This is a genomic window from Pseudomonadota bacterium, from assembly GCA_034660915.1.
GTDB lineage: Bacteria > Desulfobacterota > Anaeroferrophillalia > Anaeroferrophillales > Anaeroferrophillaceae > DQWO01.
Map to the genome: position 1 here is coordinate 9,976 of JAYEKE010000024.1, position 10,670 is coordinate 20,645.

Sequence of the window (10,670 nt, forward strand, 5' to 3'; positions counted from 1 at the left end):
CTCTGGCGCAGAAATATGTCCATGCTGATTCCATGGACCGTTTTACAGAGTGGGTTTCCCGTGATTCCCGCCGCTGGTTATTAACCCGCTGGGTAGGTGTTTATCAGGATCCTGAAGAAGTGAAGGGTTTGTTTGCGGCTTGTCAGGAACTGTCAGACCGGAATCAGTCAGGATATCAGCTTCTTTCCTATGTAGACAGAAATAAAACCAATTTTCTCCTTATCCTCAAGCATGGATACCAGCTGGGCAGTATGCAAATGCATTGGGCCGGTCCTGAAAAGGCCCGTACCATACCCCGGGTGGAACCACCTAGAATTGCTATTATTATTGACGATATGGGGATGAGCATCCCCATTGCCAAACAGTTTGTCCAGTTATCCTTTCCCCTGACTTTTTCTATTTTCCCCTATGCACCGCGCGCCCTGGAGGTCGCCAGGCTGTTTCATCAAGCCGGGCAGCAGATCATGCTGCATGTGCCGATGGAACCTCATGGTTATCCGGACGTGGATCCCGGTCCGGGTGCCCTGCTTGACAGCATGAATGACCAGCAGCTTTTATCCCGTTTCAGCAAGGAGCTGTCGGCTATTCCCGGAATTGTGGGGGTTAATAATCACATGGGTTCCCGGCTGACGGAAAATCGGCATATAATGGCTTTGTTTATGAACTGTTTGCATGATAAACCGCTTTTTTTTATTGACAGCCGGACAATAGCTGGAACCGTGGCTTTCGATGAAGCCCTGAAGGCCGGAATTCCAGCCGGGCAAAGGGATGTTTTTCTGGACAATATACAGGATGAGCAGTATATTCTGACCCAGCTGAGAAAATTGATAGCAATTGCCCAGATCAAAAAAACAGCTGTGGGTATCGGCCATCCTTACCCGGAAACGGTGGCGGCTTTGCGCAGACTCAGTCAATTAACCCAGGAGTCAAGGGTTACCATAGTTCCAGTGAGTAAACTGATTGAGAAAAATGTGGATCGCTAAAAAGGTTTTTTGAATGGTTCAATCAATGATTTTTTCTTTTGTGGGTGGCTTGGGGCTGTTCCTCTACGGCATGAAAATCATGTCCGAGGGTTTGCAGAAGGCTGCCGGTGACCGGCTCAGGAATGTGCTTGAAAAACTTACCTCCAACCGTTTTATCGCTTTTCTGGTGGGGGTGGGGGTAACCGCTGTTGTCCAGAGCAGCAGTGCGACAACGGTGATGGTGGTTGGTTTTGTCAACGCCGGTTTGATGAATCTGCTGCAGGCCATCGGGGTTATTCTGGGAGCCAATATCGGGACGACTGTCACCGCCCAGATGATTGCTTTCAAGGTGCAGCATTATGCGTTGCCGGCCATCGGCCTGGGAGTGGGTCTGCGTCTCTTTGCCACCAGCCGTCGTTGGCAGTACTATGGCGAAATTCTGATTGGCTTCGGCATGCTTTTTTATGGTCTGACGGTGATGAAAAGCGGATTGAGTGCGCTGAAACAGCATGCTTATTTCCAACAGGCATTTGTAACTTTTGGGAATAATCCGCTGTTGGCGGTGCTTGCTGGAGCGCTGCTGACCATGGTTTTGCAAAGCAGCAGTGCTACGGTCGGCATTACCATGACTTTGGCGTTAAGCGGAGCGCTGAGCTTTAAGGGCGGTATTGGCCTGATCCTTGGCGAAAATATTGGGACCACCATTACCGCCCTGCTGGCCAGTATCGGCACCAATGTCACCGCCAAGCGGGCGGCCCGGGTCCATATGATTTTCAATGTTATCGGGGTAGTTTATATTTTACTGTTATTGCCATTATTTATTAAATTGGTGGATCACATTACTCCCGGTAATCCTGACTTTTTACTGACCTCCGCTGATCAGGCGCTGACCTATGGTATGACAATAGGGGATAAGCCTTTTATTGCCCGGCACCTTGCCAATGCCCATACCATCTTCAATGTGGCCAATTGTTTACTTTTTCTCCCGTTGCTGGGAGTTCTGGCCAAAATAAGCACCTGGATGGTTCCCGCTCATGACGAAGATGAGCAGGAAACCCATCTGCGCTACCTGGATAACCGGGTACTTGATACGCCCTCTCTGGCTGTTTCCCAGGCCCGTCAGGAAACCGTCAGAATGATGCAGATAGCCACAAAAATGTTTGCCCAGACGATGGAATGTTCTCATGATTATTCGATGAAACTGGTGGATAAAATATATCGTAAAGAAAATATCATCGACATGTTGCAAAAGGAGATCACGGATTTTATTGTTGCTTTAAGTCCACAATCTCTGACCCGGGAGTTTTCCCGGGAAGTTACCTCGCTCATGTATATGGTAAATAACATTGAGCGTATTGGTGACCATTCGGAAAATCTGGTGAAACTGGTTGAACGCCGTCTGGAGAGTAAGATAATTTTCAGTGATCAGGCTATGGAAGAAATAGAAGATATCTCCAGCAAAACCAGTGAATTTCTCAAGCTGATTTGCGATGCGCTTAAGCGGGGCGATGGCAAGATTATGACTGAAGCCAAGCGTCTGGAAAAGAGCATAAATATGCTTGAAGATCATTATCGAAAAGATCATGTTTTGCGTCTGAATGAGGGATGTTGTACAGTGGATGCCGGCCTTATTTTTATCGATATGCTGACTAACTTTGAAAAAATCGGCGATCATTGCTATAATCTGGCGGAATCCATCGCCGGGCTGAAATAAGGTATATAGCGAATAACGGTATAAGGTATAAGGTGTCTCCACTAACCTGGCCACTGAATAAACCTGGTTGAGAGATTTTAAAAACCATGAAAAACAGGATGTCTGAATATTTTTCTTGTCGACTGGGTGTTATGCTGCTCATGTTGGTATTCATGATGTTGCTGGTTTCCGTTCATCTTGCTGCGGCAACCAGTTCTTCGGTTATCGAACAGAAGGCTGAACAGGCATACAGGCTGGTGAAAAAGAATTATAGGCAATTTAATCATGATAAAAAACAGTGGCCTAAGCGGAAAAACTGGATCCGGCTGATAAAACGGTTTACCAGTATCAACCAATCATATCCTCACAGCCGGCGGGCGGATGATGCCCTCTTTCTGGCGGCTAGTTTATATTCTTCGTTATATAATTATTCCGGTTGGGATGCCGACTTGCAACGGGCTAATGATCTCTATGGGAAGGTTGTTTCCGCTTACCGGGAAAGCCGGCTGGCTGACGATTCTCTTTATCATATGGGTCTTAATGCCGGGAAACTTGGACATCAGGATCAGTCTCGGGCGTATTTCAGGCAGGTCATCCAGGATTTTCCCCAGGGTGATATGGTCAGCAAGGCGAAGGCCAGGCTCATCCTTTCTCCCCCGGCAGCCAAAGCTTCTCCTGCTAGCTGTGTTACCAGCGGTACCGGAGTTTATCACTCTGAAGCTCCGAGGCGAAAGGGGAATTTGAAAGGTAAGGCCCGGGTTGATAATATCCGCTACTGGTCATCCCCGACCTATACCCGGGTAGTGGTTGATCTGGACCAGGAAGTTTCCTATTCCCGGGGCATCCTGAGATATGAGAAACAGCGGGATCGGATTAAAACCGTTTATCTTGATCTGCACAATGCATTCATCACTGGGTCAAGCCGGGCCATTGATATAAATGATGGTATCCTGAAAAAGGTAAAGCTTGCCCAGTTTAATAAACAGACAGTTCGTACGGCTATCTATCTGGATTCCATTGATGATTATAAAATTTTTGATCTCAGCAATCCGCCGCGCATTGTTATTGATGTCATTGGTAACCGGGCAAAAGAGCGGGTGCCCAGACATCATGAAGGAGTAATAAAGAGAGGGAAAGGTGTTGGTGCTTCTGGTGATCTTTCACTGGCCCAGCAGCTTGGCCTCGGTATCGGCAAGATTGTCATTGATCCGGGGCATGGAGGCAAAGACCCAGGGGCTGTCGGGCCGCATCGGGTTATGGAGAAGGATGTTGTTCTTGATATTGCCTTAAAATTGAAAAAGGAATTAAAAAAGCAGATGAATTTCCAGGTGGTGATGACCCGCGACCATGATTGTTTTATTCCCCTGGAAGAGCGGACGGTCATAGCCAATACTAAAAAAGCAGATCTTTTTGTCTCTATTCATGCTAATGCCAGCCGTAATCGGAAAGCCCATGGCGTTGAGACCTATTTTCTCAATCTGGCTACTGATAAAGAAGCCATGGAACTGGCAGCCCTGGAAAATGCAACTTCGACGAAAAAAATCAGCGATTTGCAGCTTATTTTGAGTGATCTTATGCGTAACTCGAAGATCAGCGAATCCAGTCGCCTGGCCCGCGCCGTCCAGGATAGCCTGGTAAAGCGTTTAAAGAGTAAATATAGTCAGGTGAAAAACTTAGGGGTAAAACAGGCGCCTTTTTATGTCTTGATAGGAGCCCAAATGCCCAGCATCCTGATTGAAACTTCATTTGTTTCTCACCGGATGGAAGAAAAAAGGCTTAACACAGCGGCGTATCGGCAGAAAATTGCTGAGGGTATAGCCGCCGGGATTAAGAAATATATTGAACAGGTGAAAACTGCCAGGTTACATCGTTGATTGTTCAGTTGTGCTCTGATAGTGAAAAGATAACGGCTGCTGAATCCATCGTGTTTGCAAAGGGGGAAAAGAGATGGTGAGTATACGAAAACATGTAAGGCGGGGGTTATGGAACCATCTTATGAGGTGTAAGGTCGAAATGGGTCTGGCGAGCATTATTTATGAAGTTGGCGTTGCCTCCAAATATATCAATCATGCCATGCGTACCGGTGACCTGGGGCTGGCCGGGACCAGTAACTTGTACGGTGAAGAGCAGTTGGCACTTGATGTGCTGGCCGATGAGATTATCAAGGATCGCCTTGATCATACCGGCAGGGTCGCGAAAATTATATCTGAAGAACAAAGCGATATTATCATTTTTGAGCGAAAAGGAAAACTGAGGCAGTATTCTGTTTGTTACGATCCGCTGGATGGATCATCTCTGGTGGATGTAAACCTGGCGGTGGGGACCCTTGTTTCCATCTATTCCGGAGATAATCCTCTTCAGGCTGGTCGCAACCAAAAGGGGGCAATGTATGTTCTTTATGGACCACGGACAACGCTGGTTTATTCAGTAGGTGAAGGGGTATATGAGTTTACCCTCAACAGCCTGGGAGAATATAGCCTGACCCGGGAGAATATTATCCTGAAGGATTATGGAAATATCTATAGTCCGGGGGGGCTGCGGCAGCAATATTTGCCCAATCAGCGGAAATTTGTCAGTTATCTGGAAGAAAATGGTTATAAATTGCGTTATAGCGGTGGCTTTGTCCCGGATATTAACCAGATCCTGCTGAAGGGATCGGGAATTTTCATGTATCCGGCGCTTTCCGGCAGCCCGGATGGTAAGCTGCGGTTGCCTTTCGAACTTAACCCCATGGCCTTTCTCATCGAGAACGCTGGTGGTGCCGCCAGTACCGGAACCATGCCCGTTCTCGATGCGATTCCGAAACATCTTGATCAACGTTGTCCCATTTATATTGGCAGTCGACAGGAAGTCGCCTTGGCCGAAAAGTTTCTGGCCGTTGAAGACTGAACGATATTTATTGTTGCCATAAAAATCCTATTCTTCTGAAGTCATTTTTATCCCTCCATTAAAATTAAGAAAGATCACAGGAGTAATCCATGAGTGAAGCAAAAATTCCCCTGTCATTGACATTTGATGATGTTTTATTGCAGCCTAGCTATTCTGAGATTCTGCCCCTTGATACGGATGTGACAACCTGGTTGACCAGGGAAATCAAGTTGAATATCCCCCTGCTGAGTGCGGCGATGGATACGGTTACCGAATCCCAGACGGCCATCTGTATGGCCAGGGAGGGTGGTCTAGGCATCATTCATAAGAATATGTCGATAAAATCCCAGGCATTGGAGGTTGACAAGGTCAAGAAATCAGAAAGTGGTATGATTGTCGACCCCATAACTATGCATCCGGATCAAAAGGTGCATGAGGTGCTGGAGATCATGAAGAAGTATCGTATTTCCGGGGTGCCCATCGTTGACGGGGAAAAACTGGTGGGAATTGTTACCAATCGGGACCTGCGTTTTGAAACGAAGATGGAACGTTTCCTGAGAGATGTCATGACCAAGGATAAATTGGTGACCGTGCCGGTTGGCACCAGTATGGAAGAATCCAAGGTTCTGCTGCATGAAAATCGGATTGAAAAATTGCTGGTTGTTGACGACCGGGGTCGTCTGCAGGGATTGATTACCATTAAAGATATTGAAAAAACCCGCAAGTATCCCGATTCCTGCAAGGACAGTCTTGGAAGATTACGGGTTGGAGCAGCAGTGGGAGTTTCTCCGGATCGGGAAGAGCGGATTGCTGCCCTGTTGGCTGCCGGGGCGGATGTGATTGTGATTGATACGGCCCATGGACACAGTAAGGGAGTCATTGAGGCCGCTTATGATACTAAGAAGAATTTTTCCTGTCAGCTTATTGTCGGTAATGTGGCGACCCCCGAAGCTACGGAAAGATTGATTAAATCCGGGGCGGATGCGGTGAAAATCGGCATTGGCCCTGGTTCTATCTGCACCACCCGGGTGGTTGCCGGTGTTGGCGTGCCCCAGGTGAGTGCGTTGCAGGACTGCAAGGTGGTAGCGGACCGGGAAGGTATCCCTCTGATTGCCGATGGCGGGGTGAAGTTTTCCGGTGACATTGTCAAAGCGCTGGCTTCTGGTGCCCATTCAATAATGATTGGCTCTCTTTTTGCCGGAACGGAGGAAAGCCCTGGTGAAACGATTCTCTACCAGGGACGCAGCTACAAAATGTATCGGGGGATGGGGTCTTTGGGGGCGATGAAATCAGGGAGCAAGGACCGTTATTTCCAGCAGGATATTGATGTTTCCAAGCTGGTTCCCGAAGGTATTGAAGGTCGGGTGCCATACAAGGGTCCGCTTTCTTCAAGTATTTACCAGTTGATCGGCGGCCTGCGGGCTGGAATGGGCTATGTGGGTTGTCGGGATATTGAACAATTGCGGACTTCAGCCCGGATGGTTCGCATCTCCCAGGCGGGGCTGCGGGAAAGTCACGTCCATGATGTGATTATTACCAAAGAAGCTCCCAACTATCGTTTAGAATAGCAGTTATTCTGACATTTCCGAGGTAGGAAAATGAAGCCAGACATTCATGCTGAAAAAATTCTCATTTTAGACTTTGGTTCCCAGTATACCCAGCTTATTGCCCGAAGGGTTCGTGAAAGCAAAGTATATTGTGAGATTTATCCTTATAATATGACTGCCGATCAGGTCAAAACCTTCGCTCCCGCAGGGATTGTCCTTTCCGGTGGGCCATCAAGTACCTATGGTGATAAAGCTCCGCATCTTGAAGCGGCCATCCTGGAGTTGAACATCCCGGTTCTGGGCATCTGTTACGGCATGCAGGAAATGGTGGTTCAACTGGGTGGAAAAGTGGAAAAAACCAGGGAGCGGGAATTCGGTCAGGCAGAGATGACATCAACTGGCCATCCGGATGCCCTGCTGGCTGGATTGGATTTTCCACAGCCGGTCTGGATGAGTCATGGGGATAAAGTTACCGGTTTGCCATCAGGTTTTCACGCTATTGCCAGGACAGACAATGCACCTGTGGCTGCCATCTCTGATCCTGCCAGACGTTTCTGGGGCGTGCAGTTTCACCCGGAAGTGGTTCATACCCCCAGTGGGCGGCAGATTTTGAAAAATTTTACATTTTCTGTCTGCGGCTGCCATGGATTGTGGACAATGAAATCTTTTATTGATCGCAATGTTGAGGATATAAGAAACCTGGTTGGAGATGAAAAGGTTATCTGCGGGTTGAGCGGCGGGGTTGATTCTTCAGTGGTTGCCATGCTCCTGCACCGTGCTATCGGTGACCAGCTGATCTGTGTTTTTGTTAATAACGGGGTGTTGCGCAAAGATGAGGCAGAGGAAGTCCAACAGCTTTTTGGTGAAAAGCTAAAGCTGAATTTGTCCTATGTCGATGCCAGTGAGCGGTTTTTAAGCCGGCTTGACGGGGTGATGGACCCAGAGGCCAAAAGGAAAATTATCGGCAATGAATTTATCCGCGTTTTTGAAGAGGAGGCCGGCAAACTGGGAAAAATTCGCTTTTTGGCTCAGGGAACGCTCTATCCGGATGTCATCGAAAGTGTATCCTTTAAAGGGCCTTCAGCCGTCATTAAAAGCCACCATAATGTTGGTGGGCTGCCGGAACGTATGCACATGGAGTTGATTGAACCATTGCGTGAGCTGTTCAAAGATGAGGGACGTGAGGTTGGTTGGGAACTCGGATTGCCGGAACAGATGATTAAGCGGCAGCCTTTTCCTGGTCCTGGATTGGCAATCCGTATTATTGGTGCTGTAACTCCTGAGCGTCTGGAAATTCTTCGTGAGGCTGACAGCATAGTTTTGGAAGAAATAACCAGGGCCGGCTTATATGATGAGATATGGCAGGCTTTTGCTGTCTTGGTGCCAGTTAAAACAGTGGGGGTGATGGGTGATGAAAGGACCTATGAAAAAGTGATCGCCATCAGGGCAATTACCAGTGTTGATGGAATGACGGCTGATTGGGCCCGCTTACCACATGATTTACTGGGGCGTTTGTCAAACCGGATTATTAATGAAGTACATGGTGTTAATCGGGTCGTTTATGATATTTCCTCCAAACCTCCTGGAACTATTGAATGGGAATAACATAGCCTTCCTTTACATTTTTGCAACTAGAGGTAAAGTTTTATCGTAATCTCGACGAAACAGCTTTTGAGGTTAAAAAAAGCTGGTGGTTGGGGATTGCTATAACGGATCATCCTTCCTGCCAGAGCTTTTATTCTTATTATTCAAGGTAGCCTCAAATATTATGGTGTGTTTTTCAGACTGGGACAGCGTCGGGTAGCCAAATGGTGGCTTCCGGCTGTTTGTTCCCTTTTTCAGCGAAGAGGATGTGAACCATGATCAGTGGCAGGATACTGATTGTAGATGATAACATTTCATTAAGGGAAAGCCTGGCTGCAGTTTTTCTGGCAGAAGGCTTTATTGTTGACCAGGCAGAAGATGGAGGGGTGGCCATTGGAAAGTTAGGTCAAAATAATTATGACATCGTGATTACTGATATAAAAATGCCAAAAATCGGGGGGATTGATGTTCTTAAAGAGGCAAAAAAGCTGAATCCTTCCACCGTGGTAGTGGTGATGACGGGTTACGGTACGGTTGAAAGTGCCGTGGAAGCAATGAAATTTGGGGCCTGTGATTACCTGGAGAAACCTTTTTCCATCGAGGAAATGCAATTGCGGGTAGTTAATGGGCTGAAAATGCGTCATTATGAACATGAACTTACCTATCTCCGCGGCGAGCGAAATATTATTTATCATTTTGATAACTTTATTGGTGAAAGCCCCAGTATCAAAAAAGTTTTTGCTACTTTAAAAAAGGTTTCCTGCAGTAATGCCAGTATCTTGATAACTGGAGAGACCGGGACTGGTAAAGAGTTGGTGGCCGGTGCCATCCATTATTCCAGTCAGCGTTCCAATAATAGTTTTGTTAAAGTTAATTGTGCGGCATTGCATGATAATTTACTGGAGAGTGAATTGTTCGGCCATGAAAAAGGAGCCTATACTGGGGCAGTGAAACAGCGTATCGGACGGTTTGAACAGGCTCATCGAGGCACTCTGTTTCTGGATGAGATCGGCGATATGAGTCTCAGTACTCAGGCTAAGGTGTTACGCGTCATTCAAGAAAAGGAGTTTGAGCGTCTTGGCGGGGGTAGAACGATTAAAGTAGACGTTCGCATTCTCTCGGCCACCAATAAAGACCTGCTTCAGGAAGTCCAGAATAAGGCGTTTCGCGAAGACCTTTATTTTCGTTTGAATGTTATTACCATCAGGATTCCGGCTTTACGGGAGCGGAAAGAGGATATCACTCTGCTGGCTGACTATTTCCTGAAAAAATTTGCCGGTGATTTAAAGAAAAATGTTCGTTTGATTTCTCCCGGGGCCATGTCGCTGCTCAAACGCTATCAATGGCCGGGAAATGTTCGTGAACTGGAAAATTGTCTGGAACGGGCGGTGCTGATGTGTGAGGGCAGTGAAATTAAACGGGATGACCTGTTTTTTATGGAGGATATGGAAGCGTCCAGTGACGATGCTCCGGCTGTAAAGATCCCGCCTTCAGGCATCCTGCTCAAAGATATGGAAAAATCACTGGTAGTTGAAACCTTAAAAATGTGTAACTGGATACAAAAAGATGCTGCTGAGATGTTGGGAATCAGTAAGCGGGTTATGAACTACAAGGTTAAACAATATAATCTTTCCAACCCGCGCTGGATCAAAAACAAATAAAAGCGTATAAGCAGAGCTGATTTCGGTACTTTTGGTGCTTAGGGTTCACGCAAAAATAATTTTTTCAGATTCAAGTCTTACGCCCTCCTGCTGACAGCCAGACGAAAAAAATCCATTAACTTACTGGGATTGGGGACAGATCTTTAGCTCTGTCCCCTTCGAAGAGAGCGAAGTACGTCGATTTTCGATCTAAAGCGGGCCACGCCCGCAACCCAAATTAAGGTGTCAGGATGTTCCGGCATGGCTCTCGCTCATTCTCGCCGGCCGTCCATGGCCTGCCTGTGCGTGCCGCACGCAGACAGGCCGGCTTGTGAGGCGCGCTAAAGCAATGTCCCCGATTGTCCGCCGTGAATCA

The 10,670-nt window shown here is 47.3% G+C and carries 6 protein-coding genes and 1 pseudogene; all 7 read left to right on the forward strand.

What is annotated here, in order from left to right; all coding sequences use genetic code 11:
- A partial coding sequence (locus U9P07_01295; GenBank protein MEA2108041.1) for a divergent polysaccharide deacetylase family protein occupies positions 1–983 on the forward strand: 983 nt, incomplete at its 5' end.
- Between the two features lie 13 nt (positions 984–996).
- Entirely contained in the window at positions 997–2,676 is a 1,680-nt protein-coding gene (locus U9P07_01300) for a Na/Pi cotransporter family protein (protein MEA2108042.1), read from the forward strand.
- A gap of 98 nt (positions 2,677–2,774) precedes the next feature.
- A complete protein-coding gene (locus U9P07_01305) occupies positions 2,775–4,529 on the forward strand; it encodes an N-acetylmuramoyl-L-alanine amidase (protein ID MEA2108043.1) in 1,755 nt (584 codons plus the stop codon).
- 154 nt (positions 4,530–4,683) lie between these two features.
- Positions 4,684–5,544 (forward strand): annotated as a pseudogene (locus U9P07_01310) (class 1 fructose-bisphosphatase).
- Between the two features lie 89 nt (positions 5,545–5,633).
- Positions 5,634–7,091, forward strand: a complete 1,458-nt coding sequence (guaB, locus tag U9P07_01315) for an IMP dehydrogenase (protein ID MEA2108044.1) — start codon at positions 5,634–5,636, stop codon at positions 7,089–7,091.
- A 30-nt stretch (positions 7,092–7,121) separates the two neighbouring features.
- A complete protein-coding gene (gene guaA / locus U9P07_01320; protein MEA2108045.1) occupies positions 7,122–8,675 on the forward strand; it encodes a glutamine-hydrolyzing GMP synthase in 1,554 nt (517 codons plus the stop codon).
- 254 nt (positions 8,676–8,929) lie between these two features.
- On the forward strand, positions 8,930–10,315 hold the full coding sequence (locus U9P07_01325; protein ID MEA2108046.1) for a sigma-54 dependent transcriptional regulator: 1,386 nt from the start codon (positions 8,930–8,932) through the stop codon (positions 10,313–10,315).
- The last annotated feature ends 355 nt before the right edge of the window (positions 10,316–10,670 follow it).

Coding starts and splice junctions, on each gene's coding strand:
- U9P07_01305 (MEA2108043.1), top strand. CDS start 2,775: ATGTCTGAATATTTTTCTTGTCGACTGGGTGTTATGCTGCTCATGTTG.
- guaB (MEA2108044.1), top strand. CDS start 5,634: ATGAGTGAAGCAAAAATTCCCCTGTCATTGACATTTGATGATGTTTTA.
- guaA (MEA2108045.1), top strand. CDS start 7,122: ATGAAGCCAGACATTCATGCTGAAAAAATTCTCATTTTAGACTTTGGT.
- U9P07_01300 (MEA2108042.1), top strand. CDS start 997: ATGGTTCAATCAATGATTTTTTCTTTTGTGGGTGGCTTGGGGCTGTTC.
- U9P07_01325 (MEA2108046.1), top strand. CDS start 8,930: ATGATCAGTGGCAGGATACTGATTGTAGATGATAACATTTCATTAAGG.